The organism is Mesorhizobium sp. M7A.F.Ca.US.008.03.1.1, from assembly GCF_003997495.1.
In the GTDB taxonomy this organism is placed as follows: domain Bacteria; phylum Pseudomonadota; class Alphaproteobacteria; order Rhizobiales; family Rhizobiaceae; genus Mesorhizobium.
Genome location: NZ_RZRU01000001.1, coordinates 511,129 through 527,217 on the forward strand (window position 1 = coordinate 511,129; position 16,089 = coordinate 527,217).

The window sequence follows — 16,089 nt, forward strand, 5'->3', positions numbered from 1 at the left end:
AATGGCCGACGACAGTTTCGAGCTGTTCGATCTTCGCGTCGAGGCGGTCATTCCTGAGGGCAAGCCGATCTATTGCGGCGCCAAGGCCGGCGACTATTTCGAGCTCAAGGGCGAGATGCTGTCGATGCCGGCAGGGCAGGGGTTTTCGATTTATTCGCTCGCCGCCGTCTTGCCGCTGCTGGCGGCCAAGCAGCGCCCGACCCACCCGAACGACTGGATGACATCGGACGCCGAGATCGCTTGTCCCGATCCCAATTGCGCCAGCCGCCTCCGGATTGTCAGGGTGGCCAAGCGACGGTTCAGCCACGCCGAGACCACGGCGGTGCCGCTGCCGAAGGAGGATGACCTGACATGACCGCCAAGACCTTCGACCTCGGCCCCGGCTACACCATCTCGCGCGTCATCCGCGGCGGCTGGCAGTTGGCTGGCGGCCACGGCGCCATTGACCGCGGCCAGGCGGTAGCCGACCTGATCGCCACCTTCGATGCCGGCATCTGGACCTATGATTGCGCAGACATCTACACCGGTGTCGAAGAACTCATAGGCGCGGCGCGTCTGCGGCTGGCCAGCGAGCGCGGTCTCGACGTCGCGGCCAGGATGAAGGTGCACACCAAGCTGGTGCCGGACCTCGAACGGCTGGCCAGCATAAGCCGCGATTACATCAGGGGCATCGTCGACCAGTCGCTGCGGCGGCTGAAGACCGAACGGCTCGATCTCGTTCAGTTCCACTGGTGGGACTATGCGCAACCTCGCTATGTCGAGGCGATGGGCTGGCTCGACGAGCTTCGGCTGGAAGGCAAGGTGCGCAATCTCGGCGCCACCAATTTCGACACGCCGCGGCTGGCCGAAATTCTGGCGGCCGGCATCCCTCTTGTCAGCCAGCAGCTGCAATATTCGGTGCTCGACCAGCGGCCCGGCAACAGCCTTGCCGCACTCGCAAAGCAGAACGGCGTCTCCTTCCTCTGCTACGGCTCGGTGGCCGGCGGCTTCCTCAGCGACAAATGGCTCGGTGCGGTCGAGCCCGCCACGCCGCTCGAAAACCGCTCGCTGGTCAAATACAAGCTGATCATCGATGATTTCGGTGGCTGGGACCTGTTTCAGCACTTGCTTCAGGCGCTGAAGGCCGTTGGCGACCGCCACGGCGTCGATATCGCCACCATCGCCAGCGCTTGGGTGCTGGAGCAGCCGCAAGTGGCGGCCGTCATCGTCGGTGCCCGCAATCAGGCGCATGCGCTGGCCAATGCGAAAATCATGGACGTTGCGCTCGACGCCGAGGACCGGGCGCGGATTGCGGCCGTCATCGCGCAAGGCACCAGCCTCGAGGGTGATGTCTACACGCTCGAGCGCGACCGCCGCGGTCGCCACGGTTCGATCATGCATTACAACCTCAATGCGGGGAAGAAATGAGCGGCGAACCCTCCCTGTTTTCACGCGCAAGTGCCGAAATCATCGACCTGCACCGCTTCTTTGTCGACTGGTTCGTTGCCGCGCGCGCCAACACGGTAGATTTCGGCCGCTTCGAACGCGCGATGGGCGAAGACCTCAGCATGGTGGCGCCGGACGGGCAGGCCCTCGATCGCGAAGCGGTCGTCGACCATGTCCGCTCAAGCCGCGCCTCTTGCGACGACGGTTTTGCCATTTCGATCGAGGATATCCGGCCCGGCTGGCAGGACGCCGATACCATCGTCGTCCTTTATGTCGAAGCGCAGCTGCGCGCAGGCAAGCACAGCCGCCGCCAGTCGAGCGCCGTCTTCACCACCAGTTCATCGGCGCCCAACGGCGTCGAATGGCGACATCTGCATGAAACCTGGCTGCAGGTGCCGGAACGCTGAAACAGGTTCCAGAGATCAAATACAGTTGAGTAACGAAAGGGGAACAACAATGAGAAAGACGATACTCCAACTCACCACCGCACTCGCCCTCGTGACGATGACGGGTGCCGCGCAGGCAGCCGATTGCAAGATCACCGTCGGCCTCGTCATGGAGCTGACCGGCCCGGCTGGCGAATACGGTCAGGCCGGCGCCAAGTCGGTCGAGATGGCCTTCCGCGACATCAACGAAGCCGGCGGCGTGCGTGGCTGCGATCTTGTCACCGATACGCGTGACAGCCAGAGCCAGGGCAACATCGCCGTCGACGCCGCGACCCAGCTGGTGCAGGTCAAGAAGGTGCCGGTCATCATCGGCGGCATCATCTCCTCGGTGTCGATCCCGATCCTGACCTCGGTTACGGCACCGGCCAAGATCGTCCAGGTCTCGCCGGCGTCGTCCTCGCCGACGCTGACCGCGCTCGGCCGCGACGGCAAGACCAACGGCATCTTCTTCCGCACCATCACTTCGGATGCGCTGCAGGGCGTCGCCGCCGCCAAATACGCCATCGACAAGGGTTTCAAGAAGCTGTCGATCATCCACGTCAACAACGATTTCGGCGTCAACATGGTGGCCGAATTCTCGCGTGCCTACAAAGCGCTCGGCGGCACCATCGTCTCCGACACGCCTTACAACGAGAAGCAGTCGAGCTATGCCTCGGAAGTCACGGCTGCCATGGCCGGAGAGCCCGACGGCCTTTATCTAGTCAGCACGCCGGTCGACGGCGCAACGGTCGCTCGTACCTGGATCTCGCAGGGCGGCGTGCAGAAATTCCTCCTCAATGACGGCATGAACAGCCCTGACTTCATCGAATCCGTCGGCGCCGATTATTTGAAGGAAGCCTATGGCACGTCGTCGGGCACCAGCCCGACCGCCTCGACGGAGTATTTCACCAAGAACTACAAGGAATTCTCCGGCATCGAACCGACCAATCCAGCGGCCGACCGTTCCTATGATGCCGGTGCGATTGTTGGTCTGGCCATCGCCATTGCCGGCTCCGAGGATCCGGCCAAGATCAAGGACGCGATGTACAAGGCGGTCGATCCGGCCGGCAAGCCGATCTTTGCCGGCAAGGAAGAGTTCGCCAAGGCGCTCGGCCTGATCAAGGACGGCAAGCCGATCCGCTACGAAGGCGTCATCGGCCCGGTCGCCTTCGATAAATATGGCGACATCACAGGCCCGTTCCGGCTGTGGAAGATCGTCGACGGCAAGGTGGCGACGGACGGTGAAATGACCACCGACGATGTCAACGCCTTGCAGGCGAAACTTCAGTAGGCGTCATTCTGTTTTGTCCGGCATCGATTGCGCCAGCGTCGATGCCGGGCGAAGACTATGGCTGCTTCGTTGCACCTCTTTTGTCCAGCGACTCAGCTTCGTTCCGTCGCGACTTGCCTCGGGATGAGGAAGCGAGCGGCGAGCGCGCAGAGCAGCACGGTGAACATCAGGATCAGCGCCACCAGCGCGTTGATGTCGGGTGAGAAACCAAGCCGCATCATCGCCCACAGCCTGACCGGCAGGGTGCTTTGCGTGCCGGTGACCAGGATGGTGATCATGGTCTCGTCGAACGACAGCGCGAAGGCCAGGATGGCGCCGCCGACCATGGCGCTCGACAGGTTCGGCAGGGTGATACGCCAGAAGGTTTGCCAGCCCGTGGCGCCGAGATCGTAGGACGCTTCGACCAGCGTGCGGCTCATCGACTGCAGGCGCATCAGCACCGTGCGGTAGACGATCGCCAGCACGAAAACCGTATGGCCGATGACGACCGTCAGCAGCGAGCGTTCGAGACCGATTTCGCGAAAGAAGATCAGCAGCGCCAGGCCGCTGATGATCGGCGGCATCAGGAATGGCAGGAAGATGATGAACTGCAGCAGCGAGCGTCCGGAACGGCGCCCATGATAATAGAGCGCCAGCAGCGTTCCGCTGACCACCGACAGGATCACGGTGCAGACGCCGACGATCAGTGTGGTGCGCAAGGCGACCAATATGTCGTGGTTTTCAGCCAGCGCCACATAGGTCGACAGGGTCGGGGACGACCAGTCGACGGAGCCATGCGAAATGGTGAAGAACGACGACACGATCGGCACGAACAGCGGGCTGTAGAGCAGGACCGCAACCAGTGTCGTGATCGCGGCCAGAAAGATCGTGGACAGTCGGGGCGGGGCGCTCATACCGAAGTCCCCCGGTTGCGGCCAAAGCGTTCGCCGACGAGGATTGCGGCGATCACCACGACGGCCAGCGCCACCGACAGCGCCGCGCCGAACGGCCAGTTATAGGCCGTGCCGAACTGGCTGTAGAGGATGCGGCCGAAGGTGAAGCCGCTGATCCCGCCGACCATCTGCGGCGTCAGGAAATCGCCGATCGCCAGCACGAAGACGAAGCTCGCCGCCGAGGCGACGCCGGGCAGGCTGAGCGGCAAGGTGATGCGCAGGAAAGTCTGGGAGCCGCTGGCCCCCAGATCGTCTGAAGCTCGCAGCAGCACCTGCGGAATCCGCTCCAGCGACAGGAAGATCGGCAGGATGGCGAAGGGAATCAAGAGCAGCGTCAGCGTCAGCAGGATGGCGTTCATGTTGAACACGAAAAGCGTCGACGGTTCCTGCAGGATGCCGAGGGCCACCAGCGCCTTGTTGAGAAAGCCGTTGAGGCCGAGGATGCTGCGGATCGCATAGATCTTGATGACATAGCTCATCAGCAGCGGCACCAAAAGCAGCATCAGCAAGGCGTAGCGCCAGCGGCCTTTCAGCGTCGTCAGGAAGTAGGCTGCGGGATAGGCAAGCAGGATGCAGATGATGGCCACCGAGACGCACAGAACGATGGTGTTCCAGAACACCGGGAGAAAGACCGGATCGGTGAAGAACCTGACATAGTTGCCCAGTGACAAGTCGTAGACGATCGTACCCTGGTCGACGCTGAAGAAACTGTAGCCGAGGAAGATCGCCAGCGGCACCAGGACGAAGACCACCGGCAAGGCAAACGCCAGCACTGTCACCAGCAGCGACAGCCGTCTTTCCGCAGGCTGTGTCGATCCGGCTTCGCTCATGCCAGCACCAGATGGCCTTCATGCGGCGCAAACGAAAGCGATACAGCTTCGCCGGATTTGAGCGCGCTGCCGTCCACCCGGCTCGGCACGCGCAGCCGCAAGCGTTGCGCGGCATTGTCGGCGCCGGCCGTGATGGTGGCGACGGTCGACGACCCGGCAAACGCCAGATCGGAGATCGTGCCGGAAAAATGGTTGTCGGTGTCCTTTGCATCCGCAAGGTGCAAGGCTTCTGGACGGAACGCGGCGAAGGCGCTGGCGCCTTCGGCTGCGGCTTTCAAATGCGGCTGGCTGCTGATCGAGCAGACCAAGCGCCCGAGCGCCGTCTCGATCGATCGCAGCTCGCCTTGGACAGCCCCAAGTTTTCCGGCCACCAGATTGTTCTCGCCGAAGAAGCGCGCGACGAACTCGCAGTTCGGTCTGTAGTAAAGGTCGTGCGGCGTGCCGAGCTGGCGAATATGGCCGGCCTCCATGACACAGATCCGATCGGCCATGCCGATGGCTTCCTCCTGGTCATGGGTGACGAACAGGAAAGTGGTCTTGATTTCGCGCTGGATGGATTTCAGGAAGACCTGCATCTGCCGGCGCAGTTCGAGGTCGAGCGCCGCCAGCGGCTCGTCGAGCAGGATCAGGCGCGGCTGGCAGATCAGCGCACGGGCGAGTGCGACGCGCTGGCGTTGGCCGCCGGAGAGCTGCGCGGGAAAGCGGTCGGCGAAACGTCCGAGCTGGACGAGCTCCAGCGCCTCCGCGACACGGCGCGCAATCTCCTTGCGCTGGATATGGCGAACCGAAAGACCGTAGCCGACATTGCCGGAAACGGTCAGGTGCGGAAACAGCGCATAGTCCTGAAACACGGTGTTGAACGGCCGCCGGTTGATCGGCATGCGGCTGATATCCTGGCCGTCGAGGCGGATCTCGCCCGACGTCAGCGGCTCCAGCCCGCCGATCAGCCGCAACACCGTGGTCTTGCCGGAGCCGGATGGTCCAAGAACGGTGAGGAACTCACCGTCCCGGATCGACAGGTCGATGTCGTGCAGCACGGGGACCGTGCCGTAGGATTTCGAGACGGACCGCAGCGTCAAGAGGTCGGTGTTCTGGTTCATGAAATACTCTCGCATACGCTTCGGCGGTCCGGAACTCCGGACCGCCGGGTCCTTCGAAGACATGGTGCGGAAAGATCAGGGCGTCGCCTTGACCTCGTTCCACATGTCCGAACGCTTGAGCGGGTCCTCGACATTGTTGAGCCAGACCAGCTTGTCGTTGCCGCCGGCGCTGCCGGTTTCCGTCACCGTGTTGCCGAAGCCGGTGCGCTCGGAAAGCTCGCCGCCGACCTTCTTGCTCAGCATGAAGTCGATCCATTTCTCGGCCGCCGCATTGTCGCGGACACCCTTGGAAATGACCCAGTTGTCGAGCCAGGCGAGCGCGCCCTCGCTTGGATTGACGTAGGCGACATGAGCGCCGATCTTCTGCAGTGCCTTGACCTGCTGTTGGCCGTAGTTGGCCCAGATCAGGGCCACATCATTGTTCTGGTAGATCTGCTGCGCCTCGTCGGCGGTGGTGTAGAAGCTCAGCACGTTGCGCTTGAGTTCGACCAGCTTGGCCTTGACTGCCGCCATCTGCTCTTCGTTGAGATTGAACGGATCCTTGTAGCCGAGCGTCAGTGCGGTGAACGAGAAATTGTGCTCGCCATTGTCATAGGCCAGCACCTTGCCCTTGTAGGCCGGGTCCCACAGAACCGACATCGAGGTCGGCGCCGGCTTGACCTTGTCGGTGTCGTAGATCAGGCCGATGGAGTCGAAGCAGAACGGAATGCCGTAGACCTTGCCGTCCTTGGTCACTCCGCTGACCGCCGTCAGGTCGCGGAAGCGCGGCAGCACTTCCTTTTGGTTGGCGAGCTTCGTCACATCGATCGGCGACACCAGGTCGGCCTTGATGTAGCGCTGCAACTGGGCGGTGTTGACGGCGAAGACGTCGAAGTCCTGGCCTTCGCTGCCCTTGATCTTGGCCCAGATCTCATCATCGCTGCCGATGAAGACGACATCGACGCCGATGCCGGTCGCGGCGGTGAAGTCCTTGACCCAGTCGGCATCGGCGTAGCCGTCCCAGGCCAGTACCCGCAGGTTTGCGGCGAGCGCCGCCGATGTCATCAGGCCGATGCCGAGCCCGATTGTCGCCAGTCTTAGAAACGCTTTCTTCAGTCCCATTTTTAATCTCCCATTGTCGTTCTGGTGGACCGTAATTTTCGGGCCTGCGCCGTCACAGCTGGGTAACAGCGACCAGTCCCTCGTCCGGCACCGACACCATCCGGTTGCGCAGTGGCTTGCCGAATATCGGTGCTTGGATTTCATACTCGTCGCCGGAAGCCGTCTTGACGCCGGAGGCGTAGCTCATCACCGCCGCGCCGAAGAAATAGGCGTGCAGGTCGCCCGCCCTGCGGTGCATCGGGTAGCGGAAATGGAAGTGTTCGAGATTGGCGATCGAGTGCGACATGTGCGCTTCGCCCGACAGGAACTCCTGCTCCCAGAAGACAGTGCCGTCGCGCAGGATGCGCGAATGGCCGCGCACTTCTTCGGGCAGGTCGCCGATCAGCAGTTCCGGACCGATCGAGCAGGAGCGCAGCTTTGAATGGGCGAGGTAGAGGTAGTTCTCGCCCTCCGTAACGTGGTCGGAATATTCGTTTCCGAGCGCATAGCCGATGCGGTAGGGGCGGCCGTCCGGCCCGTTGAGATAGAGGCCGACGATCTCAGCCTCTTCGGCGCCGGCGCGCGCGAAGGCCGGCATCGGCAGGTCGGCGCCGGGCGGTACGACACAGGTGCCGACGCCCTTGAAGAACCACTCCGGCTGGATGCCGATCTTGCCAGCGCCAGGCTTTCCGCCCTCCAGCCCCATGCGGAAGATTTTCAAGGAATCGGATTCGTCGCCACCTTCGCCATGGGTCAGAACATGCATCTGGTTGCGGGCGGCGGCGCTTCCGGTGTGGGTCAGGCCAGTCCCGGTGACCAGGAAGCGCGCCGGTTCCGGATGGTCGACCGGAGCGAGCACCTGGCCATCGCGTAACAGCTGGTCGTAGTCGATCGTTGCGGCGCCCGCCCGCTTCTCGACCAGTGCGGCGATCGACGTGCCCTCGGCGATTGCCGCTTCGGCCAGCTCCAGCACGCTGCCGGTCCTATCGAGCGGGTGCAGGTGATTGCCGTCGTCGGAGACGCGGCCGACCCGTCTGCCGCCGTCGGCCATTCTGAACTGAACAAGACGCATGAACTAACCTTCTTTCCCTAGGGCTGTACGGGTCACACCCAGCCCGCATCGACGATGAACTGCTGGCTCGTGCACATGCGGCTGTCGTCGGCTGCGAGGAACAGCGCCATGCGCGCGATATCCGAGGGTTGCAGCCGGTCGGGCAGGCACTGCCTTTCCGCGATCTGGCGTTCGCCGGCCGGGTTCAGCCACAGGCGCATCTGGCGCTCGGTCATCACCCAGCCCGGCACCATGCAGTTGACGCGGATGCGTTCGGGGCCGAGTTCGCGGGCCAGCGCCCGCGTCATGCCGTAAACGGCGGCTTTCGCGGTGACATAGGCCGGGCAATCCGGATCGCCGACCATCCAGGTGATGGAGCCGAAATTGATGATCGAGCCGCCGCCCAGCGTGCTCATCTGCGGACGCACCGCCTGCGCCGCGAAGAACTGGTGGCGCAGATTGACCGCCATGCGGTCGTCCCAATAGGCAACCGTCACATCCTTGGTCTGGTGACGGTCGTCATTGCCGGCATTGTTGCACAGCGCCTGGATCGGGCCGTTGTGCTGCATCGCCTGGACGGTTGCCGCCTGCAACTCTTCGACGTTGCGCAGGTCGCAAGGAATGAACAGCGGCGCGGCATGTCCCTCGGCCGCAATCGCATCGACCAGACGCCGTGAAGGCTCCTCGGCCATATCGACGAAGGCGACGCGGCTGCCTTGCGCGCAGAAATGGCGTACCAGGCTTTCGCCGATGCCGCTGCCGCCGCCGGTGATGAACACGCTGCGGCCCTTGAGGCTTGGATAGATCGCGTAGCCGATTTCATCCGTCATCGCGCGCCTCTCTAATGCGAATGCCGAGGAATGCCGGCATCGCGCCGGCCGACGAGAAAGTCGAAATCGCAGCCCTTGTCGGCCTGCAGAACACGCTCGACATAAAGGCTCTGATAGCCGCCTTCCGGCGGCGCCGGGGGCTTCCAGTCACGCCGGCGGATTGCGAGCTCTTCATCCGATACCAAAAGCTCCAGCCGACGGCCGGCGACGTCGAGCTCGATGAGGTCACCGTCGCGCACCAGCGCCAGCGCGCCACCCGCGGCCGCTTCCGGTGCCACATGCAGAACCACGGTGCCGTAGGCGGTGCCGCTCATGCGCGCGTCCGAAATGCGCACCATGTCGGAGACGCCTTGCTTGAGCAGTTTGGCCGGCAGCGGCATGTTGCCGACCTCGGCCATTCCGGGATAACCGCGCGGCCCGCAATTCTTGAGCACCATCACCGAGGAGGCGTCGATGTCCAGCTCCGGATCGTCGATGCGGGCGTAGTAGTCCTCGATGTTTTCGAACACCACCGCTTTGCCGCGATGCTGCATCAGTTCGGGCGTTGCCGCCGACGGCTTGATGACCGCCCCGTCAGGCGCCAAATTGCCGCGCAGGATCGAGATGCCGCCCTCTTTGGTCAGCGGCTGGCTCAGCGGCCGGATCACCTCACTGTTGTAGTTGGGCGCGCCGTCGATCAATTCGCCTATGGTCTTGGCGCTGACGGTCATGGCGTCGCGATGAAGAAGCCCCACTTCATCAAGCGACGCCATGACCGCAGCTAGCCCCCCGGCGTAGTAGAAATCTTCCATCAGGAACCGGCCCGACGGCATCAAATCGACAATGGTTGGAACGTCGCGGCCAAGGCGGTCCCAGTCGTCGAGGCTGAGGTCGACACCGACCCGGTTGGCGATGGCGATCAGATGCAGCACCGCGTTGGTCGAGCCACCGATGGCGCCGTTGACGCGAATGGCGTTCTCGAACGCTTGCCTGGTAAGGATCTGCGCGATCGTCACGTCCCTGCGGACGAGATCGACGATCTGGCGTCCGGCCATCTGGGCGAGCACTCCACGGCGCGAATCCACCGCCGGGATCGCGGCATTGTCCGGCATGCCGATGCCGAGTGCTTCGACCATGCTGGCCATGGTCGAGGCCGTTCCCATCGTCATACAGCTGCCCGCCGATCGGCTCTGACCCTGCTCCGCGGCGAGGAAGTCGGCGACCGGCATGCGGCCGGCCTTCACTTCCTCGGCGAATTTCCAGACATGGGTGCCCGAGCCGATATCCTGTCCGCGGAACTTGCCGTTGAGCATCGGCCCGCCGGAAACGGCGATGGTCGGCAGATTGCACGACGCAGCACCCATCAGCAGCGCCGGCGTGGTCTTGTCGCAACCGACCAGCAGGATGACACCGTCGATCGGATTGCCGCGGATGGACTCTTCGACATCCATGCTGACCAGATTGCGAAACAGCATGGCGGTGGGGCGCATGTTGCTCTCGCCCAGCGACATCACCGGGAATTCGAGCGGCAGGCCGCCGGCTTCATAGACGCCGCGTTTGACGTGATCGGCCAGCGCGCGCAGATGGGCGTTGCACGGGGTCAGTTCCGACCACGTATTGCAGATGCCGATCACCGGCCGGCCGTCGAAAGCGTCGGCGGGGATGCCCTGGTTCTTCATCCAGCTGCGGTGCATGAAGGCGTTCTTGCCTTCGCCGCCGAACCAGGCCTCGGACCGCAGTTTGTGTTTGGTGTCGGTCACGATGTCTGTTCCCGATCCTGGCGGCGCTTGTTGCGGTTCTCGACGCTGCGGCGCACGTCTTCCTCGGCATTGTCGATGAGCACCAGCAGCGCTTTCTGCGCGCCTGCCGCGTCGCCGGATGCAATCTTTTCGGCCACTTCCCGATGCAGCGGCAAAGAGTGGCGCTGCCCGTCCGGATTGTCGTTGGAAAGACGAAAGCTCATCACCAGTGCGGTTTCGACCAGTGCCGCCAGCGAGCCGATCAGCTCATTGCCGGTCATGCGCAGAATGGTCTGATGGAACAGAAGGTCGGGCTTGGCGAAGCGGTCGCCATCGTCGACCACGGCCTCCATTTCGGCCAGCGCGGCATTGATCTCGGCGATTTGCGCCGGCGTGGCGCGTTGGGCCGCGAGTGCGGCCGACATCGGCTCGATGGCTCGCCGCAATTCGAACAGCGCCCTGACATCGTCGGCGCTGACACCGCCGGCGTAGCGCCATGACAGTACATCCGGATCGAGGAAATTCCAGTCGGCACGGGGACGCACCCTTGTGCCGGTCTTCGGCCGCGATTCGACCAGTCCCTTGCCGGCCAGCACCTTGATCGCCTCGCGCAGCACCGTGCGGCTGACCCCCAGCATCTCGCTGGAATCGTCGGCATTGGGCAATGCCTCGCCGGGCAGGAAATCGCCTTGCACGATGCGCAATCCGATCTGCTCGACGACAGTCGCATGCAGCGCCGTCGAGCCGCTGGAGACCGCCACCGCAACCCTTGACGTGCGCGCCGTGCTGAAAGATTTCTTATTCTTCATACTATTCATATGATATGTCTTATCGGCATTATGATGGGAGTCAAGGGATGGGGGAGTGCCGATGACGAAGAATTCCGCTGCCGTTGCCGAGCGGCATCAAGAGCTGGTCTCGATTAGCGACGGCATTGCGACTGTAGAGATAGCCCCGGCCGCCGGCGGCGCCCTGGCCTCGTATCGCTGGCGGCAAAACGGATCCGTCGTGGACTGGCTGCGCCCTGCGGATCAGGCGGCGATCGACAGCCGCGATGCCGGCGCAATGGCCTGCTTCCCGCTGGTTCCCTATTCCAACCGCATAAGGGGCGGCCGCTTCGCATTCGCCGGCCGCACCGTCGAACTGCCGACCAGCTCGGACGATCCGCATCATGAGCATGGCCATGGCTGGCGTCGGCCATGGACAGTCGTGCGGCACGAAGCTGGCGCCACCGTCCTGTCCTATCGCCATGTCGCCGATTCCTGGCCGTGGAGCTATGAGGCAAGGCAAGCGATCTCGCTGGTCGATGGCGGCCTGGTCATCGCCCTCTCGCTGCGCAACCTCTCGGACGCGCCGATGCCGGCAGGCTTCGGCCTCCCTCCCTATTTCCCGTCGACATCATGGACACATGTCCAGGCGCAGGTATCCGGCATGTGGGAGACCGATGCGGAAATCTTGCCCACCCGGCACGTCCTACCACCCGCTGGCGCGAACCCGACCACGGGCTTCGACGTGTCGGAGACGGACTTCGACACGGTCTTTACCCGATGGTCGCGCCGCGCCCGGATCTCCTGGCCGGAGCATGGGCGGCAACTGGACATCGAGGCCGAGGCGCCACTCGATTTCCTTGTCCTCTACACGCCGCCCGGCGAGCCGTTCTTTTGCGCCGAACCGGTCAGCAACATCACTGATGCCTTCAATCGCAGCGACGCGGGCATCGACACTGGCTGCATCGTACTGGCACCCGGACAGATGCGATCCGCAAGCGTTCGCTTCACGCCTTCGCAGGCGATCTGATCGCCAGTCTGAGCCGCATCAGCTGCCTTGCCTTGCCGCTTCGCGGATGGTCTGCAGCAGGATGGAGAAGGCCGGTGAGGGCGCCATGTCGGTCCGCATCGTCAAGCCGACCGGTCCCTTGGTTTCCTCGGTGTTGACCGGCAAGGCGACGAAGGCGCCGCTGCCGAGTTCGTTGGCAACGACGCCAGCCGAAATGATCCAGACGGCATTGCTCTGCCGCAGGAAGGCGCGGCCGAAGGAGTCCGAGACGGTTTCGATCTCGGTTGCCGGCGCGGTCATGCCGTTGGTGATGAACAGGCGGTCGACAAACGGACGGATGACCGATTCCCGCGTCGGCATCAGCATCGGGAATTCGTCGAGCCGTGCGAACACATCCTGTCCCGGGTCAAGCAGCGGATGTCCGGCTCGCACCACGAACAGTACCGGTTCGGAATAGAGGTGCTCGAAGAAGAAGCCGGTCATGTTTTCCGGCGCCGCCAGCCGTCCGACGACGAGATCTAGCGCGCCGGTGCGCAACTGTTCGAGCAGCACCGCATTCTCGCCGGTGACGATCTTGATCGCCGCACCGGTACCCTCTTTGAGGAACAGGCTCATGGCGAGCGGCATCACCCGCGCCGACACCGTCGGCAGCGCGCCGATGCGGATCGGATGCCGGCTGACCGCTCCGTCCTGGCGAACGGAATCGACGCCTTGCTTGAGCGCCGTGATCGCCGTGCCGGCATGGCGAAGGAAGATTTCGCCGATGCGCGTCAGTCGGATGCCGCGGCCGTCGCGCTCGACCACCGCAACACCCAGCGCCTCTTCCAACTCGCGCAATGTCTTGGTCACCGCTGGTGGGCTGACATGCAGCAAGTCAGCCGCCCGCGCCACGCTTCCTTGTCGCGCAACTTCAAGGAATGCCTGCAGGTGACGGAACCGGATGCGGCTCTCGGACATGGATTTGATAACCCCTGAGTTAATGAAACGGCGCAAAATATCATTTTACTGAACCAAACGCCTTGTGCAATGTGGGGGCGGAGGACCGAAACCGTGCCATTCGTCACCATCGGCGGCATCACGCTGCACCATCGCCACATCAATGCGGCCGGCAATGCGCGCCCTATCATCTTCATCAATTCGCTCGGCACCGACTTCCGGATCTGGGACGAAATTGTCTCGGCGCTTGGTGGTGAAATACCGCTGCTGGTCTACGACAAGCGCGGTCATGGGCTGTCCGATATCGGCGACATCAGATCGATCGACGATCATGTCGACGACCTCTCGGCGCTCATCGATCATTTCGGGTTGAGCAAGGTCGTGCTGTGCGGACTGTCGGTCGGTGGCCTGATCGCCCAAGGCTTCTATCGCAGGCGCCCCGATATCGTAGAGGCCATGATCCTGTGCGACACGGCCCACAAGATCGGCACGATAGAGAGCTGGAACACACGCATCGCGACGGTCGAAAGCAAGGGTATCCAAGCCATTGCGGATGGCGTGCTCAAAGTGTGGTTCACGCCCGCCTTCCACGCAACGCGTCTGGCCGAGCTGGACGGTTATTGGAACATGATGACGAGGCAAGCGCTCGCAGGTTACATCGGGACTTGCGCGGCCGTTCGCGATGCGGATTTCACCGACAGCGCGCGCCGCATCGCGGTGCCGACGCTTTGCATCGCCGGCGATCAGGATGGCTCGACGCCTCCCGATCTCGTCCGCTCGCTTGCCGAGTTGATCCCCGGCGCGCGCTTCGAGATCATCCGCGACGCCGGACACATTCCGTGCGTCGAGCAGCCCGAAGCGCTGACCGCGCTGATCCGCGATTTCATCGCATCGCTTGCCCCTGGAGCGGAAACCCATGGATGAAGTCCCCGGCAACGCAGCCAGATATCGCACCGGCCTCGCGGTGCGGCGCTCCGTGCTCGGCGACGGGCATGTCGACCGGGCCGAGGTCGCGGCGACCGATTTCGACCAGCCTTTCCAGGAGTTGATCACCGAAGCCGCCTGGGGAACGGTGTGGGCGCGGCCGGGCTTCACCAAGCGTGAGCGTTCTATCGTCACGCTGGCGCTGCTGGCGGCACTCGGCCATGATGAGGAGGTTGCCATGCATGTGCGCGCCACCGTCAACACCGGTGCTTCGCGCGACGATATCTGCGAGGCGTTCCTGCATGTCGCCATCTATGCCGGCGTGCCGGCCGCCAACCGCGCCTTCAGAATAGCCAAGGACGTGTTTTCGGAAATGGACGGAAGCCAGAATGCCCGCTAAATCCGGCTCGAACCGGAGACCCGAGACCGGCGCCTTCTTCCAGCGCGACCGGCCCTGGCATCCGCCGGCGCTGACGCCGAATTACAAGACCTCCGTGCTGCGTTCGCCGCAGAAGGCGCCGCTGTCGTTCGACAACACGCTGTCGGAGATTGCAGGCCCGGTCTTCGGTCACGCCATGCTCGGCGAACTCGACGCCGACCTGATCCACAATTTCGCCAGACCCGGCGAGAGCGCGCTCGGCGAACGCATCATCGTCTACGGCCGGGTGCTCGACGAACGCGGCGTTGGCGTGCCCGGCGCGCTGCTCGAATTCTGGCAGGCCAATGCCAGTGGCCGCTATCGCCACAAGAAGGACGGCTATCTGGCGCCGCTCGATCCGAATTTCGGCGGCTGCGGCCGCGCTATATCAGGCGATGATGGCGGCTATGCCTTTCGCACCGTCAAGCCCGGCTCCTATCCCTGGCCGAACGGGCCAAACGACTGGCGGCCCTCGCATATCCATTTCTCGGTCTTTGGCCACGGCTTCGCGCAGCGGCTGATCACGCAGATGTATTTCGAGGGCGACCCGCTGATCTGGCAATGCCCGATCGTGCGCGGCATCCCCGACAAGGCAGCCGTTGAGACGCTCATCGCCACGCTGGACATGCAGTCGACAATCCCCTTCGACGCGCGCGCCTACAAGTTCGACATCGTTCTGCGCGGCCGGCGCGCGTCGCTGTTCGAAAACAGGCTGGAGGGCAATTGATGGCCAAGTCGCTCGACCGGCTCAAGGAGAGCCCTTCGCAGACCGCGGGACCTTATGTCCATATCGGGCTGACGCCCAATTTCTGCGGCATCGGCGGCGTCTATCCCAGTGATCTCGGCGCGACCATGGTCAATGACAAGACCAAGGGCGAGCGCATCGGCCTGCGCATCCGGGTGCTCGACGGTCCCGGTACGCCGCTCAAGGACGCGCTGATCGAGATCTGGCAGGCGGATGCGGACGGGCTCTACAATTCGCCGGCCGAACTGCGCGGTGCCGCCGACCCGAACTTTTTTGGCTGGGGCCGTTGCCCGACCGACATGGACACCGGCCTGTGCGCGTTCGAGACGATCAAGCCGGGCCGCGTGCCGTCCAGGGATGGCAGCCTGATGGCGCCGCATATCACGCTGTGGATCGTTGCGCGCGGCATCAATCTCGGCCTGCATACGAGGCTGTATTTTTCCGATGAGGAAAAGGCCAATGCCGGGGATGCGATCCTGGCGCGCATCGAACACCGCGTTCGCGTGCCGACGCTGATCGCCGAGCGCAAGGGCGATATTTACGTCTTCGATGTCCATCTCCAAGGGGAGAAGGAAACGGTCTTCTTCGACAGCTGATGGTCAGGAGGA

Annotated in this window: 18 protein-coding genes; 9 read left to right on the top strand and 9 right to left on the bottom strand. The window is 63.5% G+C overall.

Going from position 1 to position 16,089, the window contains the following annotated elements; translation table 11 throughout:
- The first annotated feature begins 1 nt into the window (after window position 1).
- Genes EOA16_RS02315 through EOA16_RS02330 form a run of 4 tightly spaced genes read left to right on the top strand, consistent with a single transcriptional unit; the run spans window position 2 to window position 3,141 of the window.
- Window positions 2-355: a TIGR04076 family protein gene (locus EOA16_RS02315; protein ID WP_027036144.1), complete on the top strand. Its 354-nt coding sequence runs from the start codon at window positions 2-4 to the stop codon at window positions 353-355.
- Window positions 352-1,407 (top strand): aldo/keto reductase, encoded by a 1,056-nt coding sequence (locus EOA16_RS02320; RefSeq protein WP_127255158.1) that lies wholly within the window; start codon window positions 352-354, stop codon window positions 1,405-1,407. The genes EOA16_RS02315 and EOA16_RS02320 overlap by 4 nt, the downstream gene beginning before the upstream one ends.
- Window positions 1,404-1,832 (top strand): hypothetical protein, encoded by a 429-nt coding sequence (locus EOA16_RS02325; protein ID WP_127255159.1) that lies wholly within the window; start codon window positions 1,404-1,406, stop codon window positions 1,830-1,832. The genes EOA16_RS02320 and EOA16_RS02325 overlap by 4 nt, the downstream gene beginning before the upstream one ends.
- Before the next feature lie 49 nt (window positions 1,833-1,881).
- Entirely contained in the window at window positions 1,882-3,141 is a 1,260-nt protein-coding gene (locus tag EOA16_RS02330) for an ABC transporter substrate-binding protein (RefSeq protein WP_127255160.1), read from the top strand.
- A 92-nt stretch (window positions 3,142-3,233) separates the two neighbouring features.
- Here the strand turns inward: EOA16_RS02330 and EOA16_RS02335 are convergent, their stop codons facing one another.
- The 8 genes from EOA16_RS02335 to EOA16_RS02370 all read right to left on the bottom strand — a co-directional run bounded on the left by EOA16_RS02335 (window position 3,234) and on the right by EOA16_RS02370 (window position 11,491).
- Window positions 3,234-4,034, bottom strand: coding sequence for an ABC transporter permease (locus EOA16_RS02335; protein WP_127255161.1), 801 nt, complete (start codon window positions 4,032-4,034; stop codon window positions 3,234-3,236).
- Window positions 4,031-4,903 carry an ABC transporter permease gene (locus EOA16_RS02340; protein WP_127255162.1) on the bottom strand — a complete coding sequence of 291 codons (873 nt, stop codon included), beginning with the start codon at window positions 4,901-4,903 and terminating at the stop codon, window positions 4,031-4,033. The genes EOA16_RS02335 and EOA16_RS02340 overlap by 4 nt, the downstream gene beginning before the upstream one ends.
- Window positions 4,900-6,003: an ABC transporter ATP-binding protein gene (locus tag EOA16_RS02345; RefSeq protein WP_127255163.1), complete on the bottom strand. Its 1,104-nt coding sequence runs from the start codon at window positions 6,001-6,003 to the stop codon at window positions 4,900-4,902. The genes EOA16_RS02340 and EOA16_RS02345 overlap by 4 nt, the downstream gene beginning before the upstream one ends.
- Before the next feature lie 75 nt (window positions 6,004-6,078).
- A complete protein-coding gene (locus EOA16_RS02350) occupies window positions 6,079-7,104 on the bottom strand; it encodes an ABC transporter substrate-binding protein (RefSeq protein WP_127255164.1) in 1,026 nt (341 codons plus the stop codon).
- Between the two features lie 52 nt (window positions 7,105-7,156).
- On the bottom strand, window positions 7,157-8,155 hold the full coding sequence (gene araD1 / locus EOA16_RS02355; RefSeq protein WP_127255165.1) for an AraD1 family protein: 999 nt from the start codon (window positions 8,153-8,155) through the stop codon (window positions 7,157-7,159).
- A 32-nt stretch (window positions 8,156-8,187) separates the two neighbouring features.
- On the bottom strand, window positions 8,188-8,964 hold the full coding sequence (locus EOA16_RS02360) for an SDR family oxidoreductase (RefSeq protein ID WP_127255166.1): 777 nt from the start codon (window positions 8,962-8,964) through the stop codon (window positions 8,188-8,190).
- An 11-nt stretch (window positions 8,965-8,975) separates the two neighbouring features.
- Complete coding sequence (locus tag EOA16_RS02365; protein WP_127255167.1) at window positions 8,976-10,703, bottom strand: IlvD/Edd family dehydratase; 1,728 nt, start codon at window positions 10,701-10,703, stop codon at window positions 8,976-8,978.
- Window positions 10,700-11,491, bottom strand: coding sequence for a FadR/GntR family transcriptional regulator (locus EOA16_RS02370; protein WP_164754067.1), 792 nt, complete (start codon window positions 11,489-11,491; stop codon window positions 10,700-10,702). The genes EOA16_RS02365 and EOA16_RS02370 overlap by 4 nt, the downstream gene beginning before the upstream one ends.
- A gap of 61 nt (window positions 11,492-11,552) precedes the next feature.
- Between EOA16_RS02370 and EOA16_RS02375 the strand changes: the two genes are divergently transcribed.
- Window positions 11,553-12,479 carry an aldose 1-epimerase gene (locus EOA16_RS02375; RefSeq protein WP_127255168.1) on the top strand — a complete coding sequence of 309 codons (927 nt, stop codon included), beginning with the start codon at window positions 11,553-11,555 and terminating at the stop codon, window positions 12,477-12,479.
- A gap of 18 nt (window positions 12,480-12,497) precedes the next feature.
- Here EOA16_RS02375 and pcaQ read toward each other — a convergent pair whose 3' ends face one another.
- Window positions 12,498-13,415: a pca operon transcription factor PcaQ gene (gene pcaQ / locus EOA16_RS02380; protein WP_127255169.1), complete on the bottom strand. Its 918-nt coding sequence runs from the start codon at window positions 13,413-13,415 to the stop codon at window positions 12,498-12,500.
- A 93-nt stretch (window positions 13,416-13,508) separates the two neighbouring features.
- Between pcaQ and pcaD the strand changes: the two genes are divergently transcribed.
- From pcaD to pcaG, 4 genes are read left to right on the top strand one after another with little or no spacing between them, the layout of a single operon-like run.
- Window positions 13,509-14,318: a 3-oxoadipate enol-lactonase gene (pcaD, locus tag EOA16_RS02385; RefSeq protein ID WP_127255170.1), complete on the top strand. Its 810-nt coding sequence runs from the start codon at window positions 13,509-13,511 to the stop codon at window positions 14,316-14,318.
- Entirely contained in the window at window positions 14,311-14,718 is a 408-nt protein-coding gene (pcaC, locus tag EOA16_RS02390) for a 4-carboxymuconolactone decarboxylase (RefSeq protein ID WP_127255171.1), read from the top strand. Before pcaD ends, pcaC begins: the two co-directional genes overlap by 8 nt.
- Window positions 14,708-15,463: a protocatechuate 3,4-dioxygenase subunit beta gene (gene pcaH / locus EOA16_RS02395; RefSeq protein ID WP_127255172.1), complete on the top strand. Its 756-nt coding sequence runs from the start codon at window positions 14,708-14,710 to the stop codon at window positions 15,461-15,463. Before pcaC ends, pcaH begins: the two co-directional genes overlap by 11 nt.
- Window positions 15,463-16,077 carry a protocatechuate 3,4-dioxygenase subunit alpha gene (gene pcaG, locus EOA16_RS02400; protein WP_127255173.1) on the top strand — a complete coding sequence of 205 codons (615 nt, stop codon included), beginning with the start codon at window positions 15,463-15,465 and terminating at the stop codon, window positions 16,075-16,077. Before pcaH ends, pcaG begins: the two co-directional genes overlap by 1 nt.
- Window positions 16,078-16,089 lie beyond the last annotated feature (12 nt).

Bases quoted from the DNA above. Each gene is read 5' to 3' on its own strand.
- EOA16_RS02315 (WP_027036144.1), top strand. From the start codon at position 2: ATGGCCGACGACAGTTTCGAGCTGTTCGATCTTCGCGTCGAGGCGGTC.
- EOA16_RS02320 (WP_127255158.1), top strand. From the start codon at position 352: ATGACCGCCAAGACCTTCGACCTCGGCCCCGGCTACACCATCTCGCGC.
- EOA16_RS02325 (WP_127255159.1), top strand. From the start codon at position 1,404: ATGAGCGGCGAACCCTCCCTGTTTTCACGCGCAAGTGCCGAAATCATC.
- EOA16_RS02330 (WP_127255160.1), top strand. From the start codon at position 1,882: ATGAGAAAGACGATACTCCAACTCACCACCGCACTCGCCCTCGTGACG.
- EOA16_RS02335 (WP_127255161.1), bottom strand. From the start codon at position 4,034: ATGAGCGCCCCGCCCCGACTGTCCACGATCTTTCTGGCCGCGATCACG.
- EOA16_RS02340 (WP_127255162.1), bottom strand. From the start codon at position 4,903: ATGAGCGAAGCCGGATCGACACAGCCTGCGGAAAGACGGCTGTCGCTG.
- EOA16_RS02345 (WP_127255163.1), bottom strand. From the start codon at position 6,003: ATGAACCAGAACACCGACCTCTTGACGCTGCGGTCCGTCTCGAAATCC.
- EOA16_RS02350 (WP_127255164.1), bottom strand. From the start codon at position 7,104: ATGGGACTGAAGAAAGCGTTTCTAAGACTGGCGACAATCGGGCTCGGC.
- araD1 (WP_127255165.1), bottom strand. From the start codon at position 8,155: ATGCGTCTTGTTCAGTTCAGAATGGCCGACGGCGGCAGACGGGTCGGC.
- EOA16_RS02360 (WP_127255166.1), bottom strand. From the start codon at position 8,964: ATGACGGATGAAATCGGCTACGCGATCTATCCAAGCCTCAAGGGCCGC.
- EOA16_RS02370 (WP_164754067.1), bottom strand. From the start codon at position 11,491: ATGAAGAATAAGAAATCTTTCAGCACGGCGCGCACGTCAAGGGTTGCG.
- EOA16_RS02375 (WP_127255168.1), top strand. From the start codon at position 11,553: ATGACGAAGAATTCCGCTGCCGTTGCCGAGCGGCATCAAGAGCTGGTC.
- pcaQ (WP_127255169.1), bottom strand. From the start codon at position 13,415: ATGTCCGAGAGCCGCATCCGGTTCCGTCACCTGCAGGCATTCCTTGAA.
- pcaC (WP_127255171.1), top strand. From the start codon at position 14,311: ATGGATGAAGTCCCCGGCAACGCAGCCAGATATCGCACCGGCCTCGCG.
- pcaH (WP_127255172.1), top strand. From the start codon at position 14,708: ATGCCCGCTAAATCCGGCTCGAACCGGAGACCCGAGACCGGCGCCTTC.
- pcaG (WP_127255173.1), top strand. From the start codon at position 15,463: ATGGCCAAGTCGCTCGACCGGCTCAAGGAGAGCCCTTCGCAGACCGCG.